8 protein-coding genes are annotated in these 17,702 nt (G+C 64.7%); 2 read left to right on the forward strand and 6 right to left on the reverse strand.

Annotated features, from left to right (window positions below; translation table 11 throughout):
• Positions 1-147 precede the first annotated feature (147 nt).
• From NKJ84_RS11625 to hutI, 6 genes are all read right to left on the reverse strand, one after another.
• The gene (locus NKJ84_RS11625) at positions 148-8,718 is read right to left on the reverse strand and encodes a glycoside hydrolase family 94 protein (RefSeq protein WP_352506557.1); all 8,571 of its coding nucleotides are present in this window, start codon (positions 8,716-8,718) and stop codon (positions 148-150) included.
• 267 nt (positions 8,719-8,985) lie between these two features.
• Positions 8,986-9,573, reverse strand: a complete 588-nt coding sequence (locus NKJ84_RS11630; RefSeq protein WP_352506558.1) for a HutD/Ves family protein — start codon at positions 9,571-9,573, stop codon at positions 8,986-8,988.
• Positions 9,574-9,581: 8 nt separating this feature from the next.
• On the reverse strand, positions 9,582-11,252 hold the full coding sequence (hutU, locus tag NKJ84_RS11635; protein WP_352506559.1) for a urocanate hydratase: 1,671 nt from the start codon (positions 11,250-11,252) through the stop codon (positions 9,582-9,584).
• 32 nt (positions 11,253-11,284) lie between these two features.
• The gene (gene hutG / locus NKJ84_RS11640) at positions 11,285-12,103 is read right to left on the reverse strand and encodes an N-formylglutamate deformylase (protein ID WP_352506560.1); all 819 of its coding nucleotides are present in this window, start codon (positions 12,101-12,103) and stop codon (positions 11,285-11,287) included.
• Positions 12,104-12,524: 421 nt separating this feature from the next.
• The gene (gene hutH / locus NKJ84_RS11645) at positions 12,525-14,060 is read right to left on the reverse strand and encodes a histidine ammonia-lyase (protein WP_352506561.1); all 1,536 of its coding nucleotides are present in this window, start codon (positions 14,058-14,060) and stop codon (positions 12,525-12,527) included.
• Positions 14,057-15,307: an imidazolonepropionase gene (hutI, locus tag NKJ84_RS11650; RefSeq protein WP_352506562.1), complete on the reverse strand. Its 1,251-nt coding sequence runs from the start codon at positions 15,305-15,307 to the stop codon at positions 14,057-14,059. Before hutI ends, hutH begins: the two co-directional genes overlap by 4 nt.
• Before the next feature lie 98 nt (positions 15,308-15,405).
• Between hutI and NKJ84_RS11655 the strand changes: the two genes are divergently transcribed.
• Positions 15,406-16,758, forward strand: coding sequence for a formimidoylglutamate deiminase (locus NKJ84_RS11655; protein ID WP_352506563.1), 1,353 nt, complete (start codon positions 15,406-15,408; stop codon positions 16,756-16,758).
• A complete protein-coding gene (hutC, locus tag NKJ84_RS11660) occupies positions 16,755-17,516 on the forward strand; it encodes a histidine utilization transcriptional repressor HutC (protein ID WP_352506564.1) in 762 nt (253 codons plus the stop codon). The genes NKJ84_RS11655 and hutC overlap by 4 nt, the downstream gene beginning before the upstream one ends.
• The last annotated feature ends 186 nt before the right edge of the window (positions 17,517-17,702 follow it).

Consider the following 17,702-nt stretch of genomic DNA (forward strand, 5'->3'; position numbering starts at 1 on the left):
CAATTTTAATCAGCAAGACCCCAGGCACGACGTCTAAAGTCGTGTGCAGGCATTCAGTAAGGTCAAACGCAAATATAACCGGTAGAGGCACTTGGACCGCCCATGCGTGCCCTGGGGAACCCTGAGCGACGCTCCAAGTCCTTGAATCTAGGTCGGTATTCTGACGACCACCTCGGCATTGTCTCCGGCTTTTGGCTCGAAGGACGAAGATTTGGTCTTCGTGCCATTCACTTCAAGTGAGATGGCCCGGGCCTTTTTGTCGCGGACGACGCGTACCTTGATCTCGGCGCCCAGCATCTTCAGAGTTGCCGAATAGCCGTCCCAATGGCTAGGAAGCCTCGGCGTGAACTGGAGGCGCTGTCCGCGGCGCTCTATGCCGAGAATGCTCTCGACCGCGGCGCGATAAAGCCAGCCCGCCGACCCGGTATACCAGGTCCAGCCGCCGCGGCCGCCCTTGTCTTGCCCGGAATAAACATCGGCCGCGACGACATAAGGTTCCACGCGGTAGCGCTCTGCCGCGGCTTCATCGCGCGCATGGTAGACCGGATTGAGCATTGAAAGGCAGCGGTAGGCATCGTCGGTGCGGCCCATTTCGGCGAGCGCAATGACGAACCATGTTGCCGCGTGCGTGTATTGGCCGCCGTTTTCACGGACCCCCGGCGGATAGCTCTTGATGTAGCCCGGGTCCTTTTCCGTCTTCGAGAAGGGCGGGGTGAACAGTTTGACGATGTTGAGGTCGTCGTCGACGAGCGCTTTCATCGCCTGCGCCATTGCCGTGGTCGACCGCGCCGGGTCGCCCTCGCCCGAAAGCACGCTCCAGGACTGGGCGATCGAGTCGATCTTGCACTCGTCCGACTTGCGCGAGCCGAGCGGCGTGCCGTCGTCGAAGCTGCCGCGCCGATACCACTCGCCATCCCAGGCGGTGCTTTCCAGCGCCCGTTTCAGCACCTCGGCGTGCTTCGTCCAGGCCTGCACCCGCTTGGCATCGCGCTCCGCCTTGGCGACAGCGGCAAAGTCGCCCAGCGTCTTCAGCAGGAACCAGCCCAGCCACACGCTCTCGCCCTTGCCGTGCTCGCCGACGCGGTTCATGCCGTCGTTCCAGTCGCCGCCGAGGATCAGCGGCAGCCCGGCTGGGCTGCTGCGCTTGACGGCAAGATCGAGCGCCCGCGCGCAATGGTCATAGAGCGAGGCTGTCTTCTTCGAGATTTCCGGGATGAAGAAAGCATCGTGCTCGCCTTCGCTCAGCGCCTGCCCTTCGATGAACGGCAGTTGCTCCTTCAGGATCGCGGTGTCGCCGGTCACCAGCAGGTAACGGGCCGTGGCGTGGGCCAGCCAGACCACGTCGTCCGAGATCATGGTGCGGACCCCGGCCTCGGTGCGCGGCAGCCACCAATGCTGCACGTCGCCTTCGGGAAATTGCCGCCGCGCCGCGTTGAGGATCTGATCGCGCGCCAGCTTGGGGTCATGCGCCAGCAAGGCCAAGGTATCCTGCAACTGATCGCGGAAGCCGAAGGCACCGCTCGCCTGATAGAACGCCGAGCGGGCACGGATGCGGCAGGCCAGGCTCTGATAGGGCAGCCAGTGATTGACCATGGCGTCGAGGGCCTTGTCCGGCGTCTCGACCTGGATGGTGTCGAGAAAGCCGCGCCATGTGCGCTCGTTGTCGGCCAGCCGCTGATCGAAATCCCTGGAGCGATGGGTCTGCACCAGCGCGCTGGCCGCCTCGGGCGAGGCCGCGTCGCCGAGCAGCCAGAGCAGCGTGACGTCGCCGCCGGCAGCGATGTCGATGTCGCGTGCGATGGCCGCGCAGGGATCGTCGCCGGCCTCGACACGGCCGGACAGGCCGGCGCCGCTCAGCACGGCATGCGGAAACTCGCTCGTGCCTTGCCTGCCGATGAACTCGCCGCGATCGGCGGTGACCGAATGCACAGCACCGTCGGCGGCCAGAAAGGCGATTCGCTCGCCGAAATCGAGCCCATAGGGATTTTGCGCCAGCAATGCGCCGGTTGCGGCATCCCTCGACGGAACGATGCTTGCAGCGGTGCGCGAGCGATGGCCGCCAAGAACCCATTCCGCATAGGCGTAGACGCGCAGCCGCATCGGCACCGAACCCGAATTCTGGATGCGCAGCCGCGATATCTTCACCGGATCGACGGGATCGACGACATGGGTCAGGTCCATCGACAGCGGCCCGCGTTTTGAGCGGAACGTCGAAAAACCCTGCCCGTGCCAGGTTTCGTAGGTCATTGTCGGATCACGCACCACGGCAGCCATTGGCGAGAACGCCCTGCCACTGGCGTGATCGTAGATGTAGATGCCCTCGCCCGGCCGGTTGGTGACCGGATCGTTCGACCATGGCGTCAACTGATAGTCGCGGCTGTTGCGGCTCCAGGTGAAGGCAGCGCCTTCAGCCGAAATGTGGAACCCGAACGATGGGTTGGAGATGACGTTGATCCACGGCTGCGGCGTCGTGCGCCGGCCGGCAAGACGCACGACGTAGTGACGTCCGCCGCCGTCGAAGCCGCCGAACCCGTTCCATTGGTCGAGCCCGCTGCCGTCGACGCGGCCCTCGATCAGTGCCTGAGCGGCCGATGCTTGCGACGTCGGCACCGGCAAGGACGGCTCGCGAAGCGCTGCAAGGTCTGCCGGCTGGAGGGCGGCGTCCCGCGCCTGCAATGCCGCGGCCTCGGCGCGCTCGATCTGGTCGAAGATGGTGCCGTTGCGCGTATGCAGCACCACCCGAGCGACGGCGAGCAAGGTCCGGTAGGTCGTTTCCTCCATCAGATCGCGGCGCACCGCGAAGATGTGCTGGCGGGGTCCGAGTTCCTTGCCGCGCAACCGGCTGTTTTCGCACAGCGTCTCCACCGCGCGCTGCAGGTCCTGCACGTAGGATGACGCCTGCTCGTTGACGACGACAAAATCGATCATCATGCCGCGGGCGCGCATGTATTCCTGGAAGCGAAGCGCCTGGGCGACGATCTCCAGATCGGCGACATCGGCGATCCTGACCAGGAAAATCGGAAAATCGCCGGATATGCTGGTCGGCCACAGGCTGGACTGCCTGCCGAGCCCGGAGACGATGGATTCGCCCGGAAGGCGCAGGAACGGATCGGGATAGATCAGATAGCGCGCCAGCTTCTGCACATTGGCGGCGTCGGACAGGCTGAGGCCAAGGTGCCGGGTCTGTACCTGCGAGCGCGTCCAGGCGAGCATCGCCTGGCGGGCGAAGCTTTCGGGATGGTCGAGCCGTGCGATGGCGGCATCCAATTCGGCGCGATGGGTACCGACGACGGTCCAGAACGTCAGCGAAATCTTCTTGTTGGCCGGCACGCGCACCTGCCGGCGAAGCGATGCGATCGGATCCAGGGTGAAGCCGGAATGGCCGCCAAGCTTGGCGCCGGGATCAAAGGCAGCCGCTTCGGTGATGGTGCGGCCGCGGCCGATGAAGGCGCGCCTGTCGGTTTCCGCCTCGGCGTCTCGCGCCGATCCAGACGGGTCGGTGACGAAATGCACCATGGTGACGTCGGGTTCGTCCTTTTCGCGCTTGCGCCTGGTGGCGAAGATCGCGCCGTTGTTCGGCGCGATTTCGGTTTCCACGAACATCTTCGAAAAAGCCGGATGGGCATTATCCGAGGGCTCGGAGCCCAGCACCAGTTCGGCAAACGAGGTTACTTCGATATGCCGGTCGGCGGGGCCATCATTGTGGAGCGTCACCCGTCGGCCCTCACCATTGCCTTCCGAGATGACGATGCACTCGACTTCCGAACGCAGCGATCCAATCGATTTGACGAAGCTCGCCTTGTCGTCGGAGAACAGCGTCTGCGCACGCTCGCCGGCGGCGCGCTTCGGCTCGGCGGTGGCCGACCACCAGTCGTCGTTGCTGGCGTCGCGCAGGAAAATATAGGAACCAAGGCGGTCCTCGGTCGGATCCGGCTGCCAGCGCGTGACGGCAAGTTCGCCCCAGCGGCTGTACCCGGAGCCGGTGGCGGTCACCATGACCGAATAGCGGCCATTGGACATGACACTGGTCGAGCGCAGCGCCTTGAGCGGATCGAGCACGATGCGGGTGTCCGGGCTTTCCAGCTCGGTCTCGTCCTTCGAGCGCTCGTCGGCCTCGGTCCTGACGGTCGCAGTCGGGATGTCGCGCGGCGCCCTTTCCTGCAGCAGCAATTCGGCCGACTCGATCACCGGATCGCTGTGAAAGCGGTCGCGCAGGCGCCCTTCGAAGATCGCATCGGCAACTGCGGCAATCGACATGCCGGAGTGGTGGGCCATGTAGTTGAGCACGACGGCGTGGTCGGTGCCCTCGGGAACGCGTTGCGGCGTGAAATCCACCGCGTCGTAAAAACCGTGCCGGCCCAGTGCGCCCAGCCGCCTCAGCCTGGCCAGGTTCTGCACGGATTCATGCGGCGTGAACTGCGCTGCCAGCACGGTCGCGTAAGGCGCGATTACCGTATTTTGGCCAAGGCCGCGCTTCAGGCCGAGCCCGGGCACGCCGAAATTGGTGTACTGATAGGTCAGCTCGCGGTCGCGGGCGTTGTAGGCCGCTTCCGAAATCCCCCAGGGAACGTTCTTCGAACGGCCATACTGGATCTGGCGCTTGATGATGAGCTTGCTGGTCTGGTTGAGAATGCTGCCTTGCGGCTCCTTCATCACCAGTGGCGGCATCAGATATTCGAACATCGAGCCGGACCAGGACATCAGTGCGCCCTGGAAGCCGATCTCGACGATCGGGCGGCCGAGCCGGAACCAGTGCTCGGTCGGCAAATCGCCCTTGGCGATGGCGAACAGGCTGGTCAGCCGCGCCTCGGAGGCCAAAAGGTCGTAGCAGCTTTCGTCGAGCTGATGCTCCTCGACCCGGTAACCGATCGACAAGAGCTTGCGTTCGGGCCGCATCAGGAACGAGAAATCCATCTCGAAGGCGAAACGGCGCGTGCGTTCGCGCAAGGTCAGAAGCTTGGCCCGCAATGCCGCGACGGCGTTTTCGTCGCTGTGCGCGTCGTGCACATGCGCCTCGCAGGTGGCTTCGAGCCTGGCCGCCCAATCGGCGATGGTGTCGCTCTGGGTCGACGCGGCCTCGGTGTGGATGGCTGTCGCGAGCTTGCGTATCTCGCCGGCCAGGACGGCCAGGTTGATGGTACGGATCGACGCCATCTCCGGCTGCGCCTTGATCAATTCGACCGCCCGCCGCATGCCGTCGAGACGGTCGGCGAGCCGCTGGCGCAAGGGCCGCAACTGACGCCGGTCGTCGGGCAGTTCCTCAAGGCTTTCGTCGAGGATGGTGACGGTGTCGAGGATGCCTTCGAAGTCGCCCTGCACATGCACCGACGGCGCTTCGGCCCATTCGGCGCAGGCAGCGGCCACGGCCACCAGATGGCCGGCGAGATTGCCGCTGTCGACCGCCGAAATGTACAGCGGGTAGAGCGGCTTCAGGGTCGTCGTGTCATACCAGTTGAAGAGATGGCCGCGGTCGCGCGGCATGCTCTCGATGGTCGACATGGTCGCGTCGATGCGGTTGACGGCGTCGGAGAGGCTGATCCAGCCGAAATCGCGTGCCGAAATCACCGACAGCAGGTAGACGCCGATGTTGGTCGGCGAGGTGCGGGGCGCCACCACGGGGGCCGGGCTTTCCTGGAAATTATCCGGCGGCAGATGGTGATGCTCGGCCGTCACGAAGGTCTCGAAATAGTGCCATGTACGCCGCGCCACGGTGCGCAGCGCGTGGATGTCGGCGGCCGATATGCGCAGGCGGTCCTCGGTTTCGGCCGAACGGCTGATCCAGCAGGCGATGGCGGGCGAGCCGATCCAGAACAAGGCAAAGAAGAAGGCGACGAAGGCGCCGGTGGAATCGGCCAGCACCGGCACGGCGAGGCCGACGACGCCTATGATCACCGCGCCGTACATGATGCTGTAGTAGGAGCCGAGATCGTTGTCGCCGCCCTTGTGTGCCTGCGAGGCGGTGCGCCATTCGAGCAGGTTCTGGCGGCTGACGAACAGGCGGTAGAGCGTGCGGATGATCGCGTCGCCCATCATCCAGGCAAGATGCGCCATCAGCACGATCTTCAGCGCCACCAGGGCGGTGCCGAAGGCAACGTCGCGTGCCAGTGCCGAGAAATGGCCGCGCGGCGTCTGATCGCCGCTCTTCGGCAGGATGGCGTTGACGATGTCGAAAGTGGGCGCCATGAACAGCGTAAGGATCAGCAGCGCCTGCCATTGCGCGGCCTGCGTGAAGGGCAGCAACGTCCAGCCGGCGATCGCGGCCATCACCCAGAAGATCGGCGTCACCGAGCGGCGCAGATTGTCCACCATCTTCCAGCGCGACAGCGCCGGCACGTTTGAGCGTGGGCCAAGGATGAAGCCCAAAAGCTGCCAGTCGCCGCGTGCCCAGCGATGGTGGCGCGACGCATCGACCGAATAGCGGGTCGGATAGTCCTCGACCAGTTCGACGTCGGTGACCAAGGCCGAGCGCGCCAGGGCGCCTTCGAGCAGATCATGGCTGAGGATGGTGTTTTCCTCGATGCGACCCTTCAGCGCCGCCTCGAAGGCGTCGACATGGTAAAGACCCTTGCCGGTGAAGGAACCGTCGCCGAAGATGTCCTGGTAGAGGTCCGACACGGCAAAGACGTACGGGTCGAGCCCGCGATTGGCGGAAAAGACACGCTGAAAGAACGACGCCTCGTCGCCACTGGTCAGCGACGCGGTGATGCGCGGCTGCAGGATGGAATAACCTGCCGTAACCTCGCGCCGTGCGACATCGAAATGCGGACGGTTGAGCGGGTGGCAAAGCTTGCCGGCCAGCGCAGCGACGGCGTCGCGGGTGGTGCGGGTGTCGGCGTCCAGCGTCATCACGTGGACGACGCTCTCCGGCAATGGCACTTCCAACGGCAGGAAGGTGGTGTCGCTGTCTCCGCGCAGCAGAAGGTTCAATTCGTGCAGCTTGCCGCGCTTGCGCTCCCAGCCCATCCAGACGCCTTGCGACGCGTTGTAGAGCCGGCGCCGATGCAGCAGATAAAAGCGCGGCGCCCCTTCCGAGGGATAGCGGGCGTTCAGCCTGGCGATTTCGGCGCGGGCGAATTCGAGGATTTCGACATCCGCCGTATCGATCTCGGTCTTGGAGTCCGGCCAGTCGGAAAGCAGCGCGAAATAGACTTCGCCCGCCGTGTTGGCGAGGTGATGCACCTCGATGTTGCGGATGTTCTCCTCGACATCGTCGCGCGAGCCGATCAGCGACGGCACCACCACCAGCGTGCGCGCCTCGGGCGGCACACCGTGCCTGAAATCATAGCCGATGAGACGCGTCGGCTTCAAAAACAGCGAGACGACGGTGTTGAAGAACGCGAGCGCGCCTTCGCTGGCCGGCACCGCGAACAGGGCCAGCATCAGGACGATCGACGGCACCGACAGCCCGAGATTGGCAAGCGCATTTCCGGAAACGACCAGAAGCAGGACCGTCAGCGCAAACACCGGCACGACAATGCCCAGCCATCCGGTCTTGCGGAAGGTCCGGTTGAGCGTCTTGCCGATGGTCGGCCGATAGCCGATCGACCGCTCGAGCTCCTGCCGGCGCGGGCCGACCAGAAAGAAGCCGACGTCGGTGTGAGCGATCGGACCGGTTTCGGAGCCCGGCGCATCGGCAGCATGGCCGGCGAGCTCGATCGCCCTTTCGGCAACGCGAAATTCGGAGAGATCGGAACGGCGCGCCAGCTCCTCGATCGCAGTCCGGTATTGGTCGCGCGAGAAGAAATCGAGCGCGGCGAAATCGGTGCGTTCGCGCAGCAAGGTGTCGATGCGACTGACACCCTCGAACCATACCGTCCAGTCGATGTCGTTGATCAGGCGCAGGCCGCGGATGATGTTGCCGGTGGTCACGTTGCCGCTGGACAGCGTATGGTGCTCGCTGAGGATGATCTCCTCGGCGTCGGAGCCGGTCCGTTCCAGCTCGCCCTCCAGCCATTCCAGCGCCCTGCCGGCATTTTGCGAGCCGTCACGCAGCCGGTAGAGCAACTGGGTGGCGAAGGTGGTGTCCTGCGCATGGGCGCTGTAGTGGGAAAGTATCGCCTGCCGGTCGGCGCTGTCGTCCGTCGCCAGCACACGGTCGGCGACCTCGTTGGCGATCTGGCGCAGTTCCCGCGTGCGATTGACGCGGACCGCGATCCGGCGAAGGTTCTCGATCAGGACGAAGCGCAGCAGCGACGGCAGCGCCCATAATTCACCGATCTTCAGCGGCTCGACGGACTGGAAGCCTTCGACAATCGCCTTGAACATGGCCGACGAGACGGAACTGTCGGAATGCGCGACATAGGTCCACGCGACCGCCAGTGCGCGCGGCACGCTGGATCCATCCGACAGTTTCAGCGTCGGCAACTGGCGGTAGAAGCGGCGCGGCAGGTCGCGCTTGACCTGAAAAATGGTCTCCTCGACCAGGTAGTTGTTGTCGAGCAGCCACTGCGCCGCGGGCGTGATCGTTTCGCCCCTCGCCTGGGCAGCGTTGGTGGAACGGTAGACATCGAGAATTTTCCTGGCGCTGTCGCGGATGCGCGCCTGAAAATCGAAAGGCGTCAGACCGAACAAATCCTTGGCATCGCCATTGGCAAGGGCTGCGCCCAAAGCGCGCAGCCGATCTTCCGGCAGGAAATTGGAGCGTATCGGCTCGTCGGTGACAGCCGGGAAGCTGGCGCTCGTCTTTTCGATCTGTGCGAGATTGGTCTGGATATTCATCTAAGGTTCCGTGTTGGGGACGCAGTGCGGCGTCACCGCCACGGCAATGTCCCTAAAACCGGTCCAAATGCAATTGGTTGCATCGCAACACTTGGCCGAAAGTTTGTTTCCGCACCACGACAAGATGCCGTCTTTCGACAACTTCCAGGCGAGCACTATGAGCATCGTTTCGGCTTCTGATCGGCGGAAGATTCAGGCTTTTTCGTGATGCAGCGACCAGCTTACGCGATATTTGGCCGGCGTCACGATCATGTTTGGAAACAGACGTTAATCGTTGCCGGCAATGCGGTCGATGCGGATCACGAACAGCATGGCCGGCCGGACCGGATCGAGGCGCAGTTCCGGCACTTGCGCCCCGGGCAACAGCGCGTCGAGCGGGCCAAGTTGCATGGGCGCCGCGCCGACCACGCTGAGTTCGCCGTCGACGCACAGGATGAGTGTTTCATCGGCTTCGGCCTGGATCTCCGTCGGAGCCGAAATCAGCAGCCGCTCGACCGTGTGGGTCGCCCGGGCGCGGCGGGTCATGACGTTGAGGTCGATGATCGGGCCAGCGATCAGCGTGGCTTGCGTCGGCACGTCGGCCGGAAAGGCAAGCGGGCCGGAAGCCTTGGTGATTTCGACCGGCGGCCGGCCGGCGATGTCGAGGACCATGCCCTCGCCTTCCAGCAGGGCCAAGGTCCGATCGACGCCGGCGAAGCCGGAGAACGGCCCGCTGCTCTCGACGCGCGCCATCGAGACGCGCCAGTCGAAATCGTCGAGCCCGGCACCTGGCGGCGAGACGGCAATCTCCGTCGTCACCCCGCCGCCGTTCTTCCACGGCATCGACCGGTATTCGGCTGCCCGAAGGATGCGCAAGGCGCGGCTCAGCCCAAAATGCCGGGCAGGTTGAGCTGGTTCTCCCGGGCGCACTCGATCGCGATGTCATAGCCAGCATCGGCGTGACGCATGACGCCGGTCGCCGGATCGTTCCACAGAACCCGCTCCAGGCGCTTGGCCGCCTCGGGCGTGCCGTCGGCGACGATGACCATGCCGGCATGCTGCGAAAAGCCCATGCCGACGCCGCCGCCATGGTGCAGCGACACCCAGGTGGCGCCGGACGCGGTGTTGAGCAAGGCATTGAGCAACGGCCAGTCGGAGACGGCATCGGAGCCGTCCTTCATCGCCTCCGTCTCGCGGTTCGGCGAGGCGACCGAGCCGGAATCGAGGTGATCGCGGCCGATGACCACCGGCGCTTTCAGTTCGCCCCTGGCGACCATCTCGTTGAAGGCGAGGCCGAGCCGGTGGCGATCGCCAAGCCCAACCCAGCAGATGCGCGCCGGCAGGCCCTGGAAGGCGATGCGCTCACGCGCCATGTCGAGCCAGTTGTGCAGATGGGTGTTGCCGGGGGTCACCTCGCGCACCTTGGCGTCGGTCTTGTAGATATCCTCGGGATCGCCGGAAAGCGCTGCCCAGCGGAAAGGGCCGATGCCGCGGCAAAACAGCGGACGGATGTAAGCCGGCACGAAACCCGGGAAGGCAAAAGCATTCTCGAACCCCTCCTCCTTCGCCACCTGGCGGATGTTGTTGCCGTAGTCGAGCGTCGGCACGCCGGCGTTCCAGAACGCCACCATCGCCTCGACATGCTCGCGCATCGACGCGCGGGCAGCTTTTTCGACGGCCTTCGGGTCGGAGGTGCGTTTCTCGCGCCAATCGGCCAGCGACCAGCCCTTGGGCAGATAGCCATTGAGCGGGTCATGCGCCGAGGTCTGATCGGTGACGATGTCGGGGCGCACGCCGCGCCGCACCAGTTCCGGCAGGATGTCGGCGGTGTTGCCGACCAGGCCAACCGATTTCGCTTCACCGGCTTTGGTCCAGCGCTCGATCTTTTCGAGCGCCTCGTCAAGGGTGTCGGCGCGCTCATCGACATAGCGGGTGCGCAACCGGAAATCGATGCGGTCGGGATCGCATTCGACGGCCAGGCAGCAGGCGCCGGCCATGACCGCGGCGAGCGGCTGGGCACCGCCCATGCCGCCGAGGCCGCCGGTCAGGATCCATTTGCCCCTGAGATTGCCGCCATAGTGCTGGCGGCCGGCTTCGACGAAGGTCTCGTAGGTGCCCTGCACGATGCCTTGCGTGCCGATGTAAATCCACGAGCCGGCCGTCATCTGGCCGTACATCATCAGGCCCTTTCTATCGAGCTCGTTGAATTTCTCCCATGTCGCCCAGTGCGGCACCAGGTTGGAATTGGCGATCAGCACGCGCGGGGCGTCAGGATGAGTGCGGAACACGCCGACCGGCTTGCCCGATTGCACCAACAGCGTCTCGTCGTCGCCAAGCGTCTTCAGCGAGGCAACGATGCGGTCGAAATCGTTCCAGGTGCGCGCCGCCCGGCCGATGCCGCCATAGACGACCAACTCGTTGGGGTTTTCGGCGACGTCTGGGTCGAGATTGTTCATCAGCATGCGCAACGGCGCTTCCGTCAGCCAGGTGCGGGCATTGAGCTCGCTGCCGCGCGGGCTGCGCACTTCACGGATGTTGTGGCGAGGATCGGTCATGATTGTCCCTTTCGAATGAAGCGCGCCGCGCGTCAGCGCTCGGCCCAGGCGATCGCGGTTTCCAGGATCTTTCTCAGCGTGACGCGGATTGGCGCCGCGAATTCGGCATCGTAAGGCACCGGCCAATTGCCGGGCATGCCCTTGCCTTCGGGCTCGCGCAGATAGCCGCGGTTGGACAGCTCCATCTGCAGCGCGTGGACGCCGTTTTGCGGCTGGCCGAAATGGCGCGTGATCCAGCCGCCCTTGAAGCGGCCATTGACGACGAAGCTCTCGCCGGTTTCGCCCAGAATCTGCCTGACTTTCTCCTGCAGCGTCGGATCGGCGCTCTTGCCGTCGTTGGTGCCGAGATTGAAGACCGGTAATTTGCCTTCGAATAGGCGCGGCAGCACCGAACGGATCGAATGGCAGTCATAGACGACGATCTTCCCATGCAAAGCGTGCAGCCTGTCGATCTCGGCCTGCAGCGCGGCATGATAGGGCAGGAAGAATTTTTCGCGGCGTCCGTCGATCTCCGACGGTCCCGGCTCTTCACCTTTGCGGTAGAGTGGATCGCCGTCAAATGTCTCGGTCGGACAGAGCCCAGTCGTCGTCTGGCCGGGATAGAGCGAGGCGCCGGACGGATCGCGGTTGACGTCGATGACGGTGCGCGAAATCGCCGTATGCACAACGGTCACGCCGAGGTCTTCTGCGAAGTCATAAAGCTTGTCGATCCACCAGTCGGCGTCACGGCGGCCGAGCCAGGGCGAGATTAGCCGGCTGTCGAGGCCGGCGAGATCGATGCCGGTATGCGGGATCGACACCAGCAAGGGTGCCGTGCCTTGGGTGACGGTGAGCCAGGAGGGCGAGGTCATCGGAAGTCTCCCCGTGACAGAACGCAACTCTGCGACCGTCTTTGAACACCGATCTCGCTTTTTGCTGGTTGCGACGTATTTTGTTCTTGCTTTGTGCCGGCAGCTATGCTAATAATTTGGCTATGGTGCTGATTCAGCCCGACGACCCGCCCTCGAGGCGGGTTTTTTGTTTCTGGCCTTGAAAGTTTCGGTGTTGCCGGGCTGAGGTTGGCGGGACAGCGCCCCCCTCTGTCCTGCCGGACATCTCCCCCTCCAGGGGGGAGATTGGCTATCATCTCTACTTTCGCCAATCTCGTAGGATGCAGAAAGGGCGCAGTCCCCGAAGCTGCCAATCTCCCCCCTGGAGGGGGAGATGTCCGGCAGGACAGAGGGGGGCGCGACGGAACACGACCCATCGCGGCGTAACGCAGCGATAACAGTGTCATGACGTAATCCCCGGCAGCTTCACCGCGCTTGCCGCTTCCACCGCCGCGCCGCTGCGTACCATGGCGATGGCCTTCTCCATGTCCGGGTGGAAGTGCCGGTCGTTGTCGAGATGCGGCACCTCTGCCCTGACCAGCCGGCGCACCGCCTCCAGTGCCGCGCTCGAGGCCAGAGGCGCATGGAAATCGCAGCCCTGTGCGGCGGCCAGCAATTCGATGCCGATGACGGCCGTCGCATTCTCGACCATGCCGATGAGCCGGCGCGCCCCATGCGCCGCCATCGAGACATGGTCTTCCTGGTTGGCCGAGGTCGGGATCGAATCGACGCTGGCCGGATAGGCTTTTTGCTTGTTTTCAGAAACCAGTGCCGCGGCCGTGACCTGAGGGATCATGAAACCGGAATTCAAACCCGGCTTGGGCGTGAGAAAGGCCGGCATGCCCGACAGCGCCGGGTCGACCAGCATGGCGATGCGCCGCTCCGACAGCGAGCCGATTTCGCAGACGGCGAGCGCGATCATGTCGGCGGCGAAGGCCACCGGCTCGGCGTGGAAATTGCCACCCGAAAGTGCGGAGTCGTCCTCGGCAAAGATCAGCGGATTGTCGGTGACGCCGTTGGCCTCGGTGGCGAGCGTGTCCGCGGCCTTGCGGAGCACGTCAAGCGCTGCGCCCATCACCTGCGGCTGGCAGCGCAGGCAGTACGGATCCTGCACGCGCTCGTCGCCGACGCGGTGCGATTCACGGATGGCGCTGCCGGCCATCAAGTTGCGCAACGCCTCGGCCGTCTCGATCTGGCCGCGATGTTTCCGGAGCAGATGGATGCGTGGATCGAACGGAGCGTCGGAGCCTTTGGCGGCATCGGTCGACAGCGCGCCGGCGACCAGTGCCGACTGGTAGAGCACCTCCGCTTCGAACAAAGCGGCAAGCGCATACGCGGTCGAGAACTGGGTGCCGTTGAGCAGCGCCAGGCCTTCCTTGGCGCCCAGTATCACCGGCTCCAGGCCGTGAGAAACGAAGGCGACCTTGGCGGGAAAGCGGCCATGCGGGGTAAAGCACTCGCCGACACCGATCATCACCGCGGTCATGTGCGACAGCGGCGCAAGGTCGCCGGAAGCGCCAACCGAGCCTTGCGCCGGCACCACGGGGATCACGTCGTTGGCCAGCATCGCCTCGAGCAGTTCGATGGTCCGCGGCCGCACGCCGGAGGCGCCCTGTGCCAGGCTGGCCAGCTTCAGCGCCATCATCAGCCGGCAAATTGCGACGGGTATCGGCTCGCCGACGCCGGCGGCATGCGACAATACGATGTTTCGCTGCAGCGTTTCCAGGTCGGCGGCGGGGATGCGAACACTGGCCAGCTTGCCGAAGCCGGTGTTGATGCCATAGACCGGCTCGCCTTTGGCAACGATCCTGGCGACAGCCTCGGCGCTGGCCTTGATCTTCGGCCGGCAGGCATCGTCGAGCCTCAGTGCGGCGCCGCGATAGATGGCGCGCCAATCGGCCAGCGTGGCATTGCCTGGTCTTAGCTTGAGTTCGGTCATTGTCCCCTCCAGATGCGGGCATGCAGCGGGTTGAAGCCCAAGCGGTAGACGAGTTCGGCCGGGCGTTCGACGTCCCAGATCGCCAGATCGGCGGATTTTCCGGCCTCCAGCGTACCGGTCTGTCCAAGCAGCCCGAGCGCGCGGGCAGCCTCGCGCGTGACGCCGGCAAGGCATTCATCGACGGTCAGGCCGAACAACGTCGCCGCCATGTTCATGGTCAGCAGCAGCGAGGTCAGCGGCGACGTGCCGGGATTGTTATCGGTGGCAACGGCCATCCTGACGCCATGCTGGCGAAACAGGGCGATCGGCGGCTTCTTGGTCTCGCGGATGAAGTAGTAGGCGCCGGGCAGGATGCTGGCCACGGATCCTGCCTTAGCCATCGCCGCCGCACCGGCCTCGTCGGTATATTCGAGGTGGTCGGCCGACAGCGCACCATAGCGCGCCGCAAGTTCCGCGCCGTGCAGATTGGACAGCTGGTCCGCATGGAGCTTGACCGGCAGGCCCGCCGCCTTCGCGGCATCGAACACGCGGGCGATCTGCTCCGGCCAAAATGCAATGCCTTCGCAAAAGCCGTCGACGGCATCGGCCAGGCCCTCGGCAGCGATGGCCGGCAAAATCTCGTTGGCGACAAGATCGATAAAGGCATCCTTGTCACCTTTTGCTTCGGGCGGCAGCGCATGGGCGCCGAGGAAAGTGGTCCTGACCGTCACCGGCCGCTCACCGCCCAGCCGTCGCGCGGCGCGCAACGACTTCTTCTCGTTTTCGAGGTCGAGACCGTAGCCGGATTTGATCTCGACTGTGGTGACGCCTTCGGCGATCAGCGCATCGAGGCGCGGCAGCGACTGGGCGACCAGCTCGTCCTCGCTGGCGGCGCGCAGTGCCTTGACCGAGGAAACGATGCCGCCGCCGGCCTTGGCAACCTCTTCATAGGTGGCGCCGGCCAGCCGCATCTCGAATTCATTGGCACGGTTGCCGGCATGGACCAGATGAGTGTGGCAGTCGATCAGGCCGGGCGTAATCCAGCGGCCTTCGCAGTCGGTCGCCTCGGCGTCTTTGCCAAGTGCTCTGGGGCGGAGCGCTGCCGGCATGTCGGCTTCCGGCCCGGCATAGACAATCCGGCCATTGCGCACGGCGATTGCACCGTGCTCGACGATGCCAAGTCCGGCGCTGTTTTCGACCATGGTCGCGAGGCGCGCATTGCGCCACAGGCGAACCTCCCCTGCCCGGCTTTTGCTCTCTGCAGCCATCATCTTTTCCGTTTCAATCGGTGACGATTATGTATATACATATCAAAAGGCACTGCAAGCACTATCATCGCATGGCAGACCGGGATTTGGAGAAAAACGTGACGGCAATCTTCGCGGAACAGGCACTTCTGCCCGACGGCTGGCACAGCAATGTGCGGATCGTCATCTCCGACGGCAGGATCGCCACGGTCGAGGCGAATACCTCGCTCCTGCCTGGCGACGAGCGCCATGCCATCCTTTTATCCGGCATGCCGAACCTGCACAGCCACGCCTTCCAGCGCGGCATGGCCGGGCTTGCCGAATTGCGCGGGCCTTCCGCCGATAGTTTCTGGAGCTGGCGCGAGGTGATGTACCGTTTCGCGCTGTCGATGACGCCGGACCAGGTCGAGGCGGTCGCGGCCCAGCTCTATGTCGAGATGCTGGAGGCCGGGTTCTCGCGTGTCGGCGAGTTTCACTATTTACACCACGACCGCGACGGCCGGCCCTATGCCAACATCGCCGAGATGGCGGAGCGCATCATTGCCGCAGCGTCCGAGACCGGCATCGGGCTGACGCTGTTGCCGGTGTTCTACGCGCATTCCTCTTTCGGCGGCGCTGCGCCAAATGAAGGCCAGCGGCGGTTCATCAACAATGTGAACCAGTTCTCGCGGCTTGTTGAGAAATGCCGCGAATCCGTTCGCAGCTTGAATCAAGGCGTTGTCGGCGTCGCCCCGCACAGCCTGCGTGCCGTGACACCGGAGGAACTGGAAAACATCACGGTGATGGCGCCGGAGGGGCCCATCCACATCCACGTCGCCGAGCAGATGAAGGAGGTCGAGGACTGCCTTGCCTGGTCCGGGGCGCGGCCGGTCGAGTGGCTGCTTGCCAATGCCAAGGTCGACCGGCGCTGGTGTCTCATCCACGCCACCCACATGACCGACACAGAGACGGTGCAAATGGCGAAAAGCGGCGCCGTTGCCGGCCTTTGTCCGATCACCGAGACCAATCTCGGCGACGGCACCTTTGCCGCGTCCTTGTTCATGCAGCATGGCGGCCGCTTTGGCATCGGCTCGGATTCAAACGTCCTGATCGGCCTGCCGGACGAGTTGCGGCAGCTCGAATATTCGCAGCGCCTCGCCCACCGCGCCCGCAACGTGCTGGCGGTGGCCGGTGGCTCGACCGGCCGTGCTTTGTTCGATGCAGCGCTCGATGGTGGCAGTGCCGCGTTGGGCGCCGGCCCCTCGCAGATCGCAGCAGGTGCCCCGGCCGATTTCGTCTCGCTCGACGGCAAGCATCCATCGCTGGCCGGCAAGACGGGCGATACAATCCTTGACGCCTGGATTTTTGCCAACGGCACCAAGATCGATTGCGTCTGGGTGCATGGCAAGAAACTGGTCAGCGGCGGCATGCATGCCAGGCGCGATGCTATCGCCGAGCGGTTCCGCAAGGTGATGACGGCGCTTTCGGCATGAGTATGATCGCGACAATAAGCGCGGATTCTGGAAGCGCGGACGGCGGCGAGGTTCTTTCGCTGCACCAGCGCATCCTGTCGGACATCAGCGAACGGATCCTGTCGGGTGCCTGGGCGCCCGGCCACCGCATTCCGTTCGAGCATGAACTGACGGCCGAATACAATTGTTCGCGCATGACAGTGAACAAGGCGCTGTCGCAACTGGCCAAGGCCGGGCTGATCGAGCGCCGGCGTCGTTCGGGCAGCTTTGTCCGCCGGCCGCAATCGCAGGCGGCCGTTCTCGAAATCCACGACATCCGGATCGAGGTCGAGGCACTTGGCTTGCCCTACCGCTATGAGCGCATGGCGCGAAGCGGAAGGCGCAGCAGCGCCGACGACCGAGCCCTGCTGGAACTCGACGTCGCCGGGCCGGTGCTGGCGCTGGAATGCCTGCATTTCGCCGGCAAGCGGCCGTTTGCCCACGAGCAGCGGCTGATCAACCTGGCTGCCGTGCCGGAAGCCGCCGAAGAGGCGTTTTTCGAGACCGCTCCCGGTCCGTGGCTGATCGGGCGCGTGCCGTGGAGTGCCGCCGAGCATCGCATTCGCGCGGTTGCCGCCGAAAAGCACATCGCGGCGGCGCTCGACATCGAGACCGGCGCGCCCTGCCTGGTGATCGAGCGGCGGACATGGAGCGCCGAGCACCCCGTCACCCATGTCCGGTTCACCTATGCGGCAGAGAACCACACTCTCGTGGCAAGGTTCACGCCATCGCAGGGGTGAGCTCCTAACCCTCCCCCTTGAGGGGAGGGTCGCGGAGCAAATTGCCGCGCGGCGGCATTTTGTGACGCGGGGTGGGGTCGGAGCAACCTCGCCGCCGGGCCCCCCCCCGCACCCACCCAGCGGTGGGCGCGGGAAATAAGGCACCCCCCCCCCCGGCGCGGGGGGGGGGGGGCGGGCGGAGCTAGG

The sequence above is a fragment of the Mesorhizobium sp. M0048 genome (assembly GCF_040323405.1).
Lineage (GTDB): Bacteria > Pseudomonadota > Alphaproteobacteria > Rhizobiales > Rhizobiaceae > Mesorhizobium.

Coding starts and splice junctions, on each gene's coding strand:
- hutC (WP_352506564.1), top strand. CDS start 16,755: ATGAGTATGATCGCGACAATAAGCGCGGATTCTGGAAGCGCGGACGGC.
- hutI (WP_352506562.1), bottom strand. CDS start 15,307: ATGGCTGCAGAGAGCAAAAGCCGGGCAGGGGAGGTTCGCCTGTGGCGC.
- NKJ84_RS11625 (WP_352506557.1), bottom strand. CDS start 8,718: ATGAATATCCAGACCAATCTCGCACAGATCGAAAAGACGAGCGCCAGC.
- hutU (WP_352506559.1), bottom strand. CDS start 11,252: ATGACCGATCCTCGCCACAACATCCGTGAAGTGCGCAGCCCGCGCGGC.
- hutG (WP_352506560.1), bottom strand. CDS start 12,103: ATGACCTCGCCCTCCTGGCTCACCGTCACCCAAGGCACGGCACCCTTG.
- hutH (WP_352506561.1), bottom strand. CDS start 14,060: ATGACCGAACTCAAGCTAAGACCAGGCAATGCCACGCTGGCCGATTGG.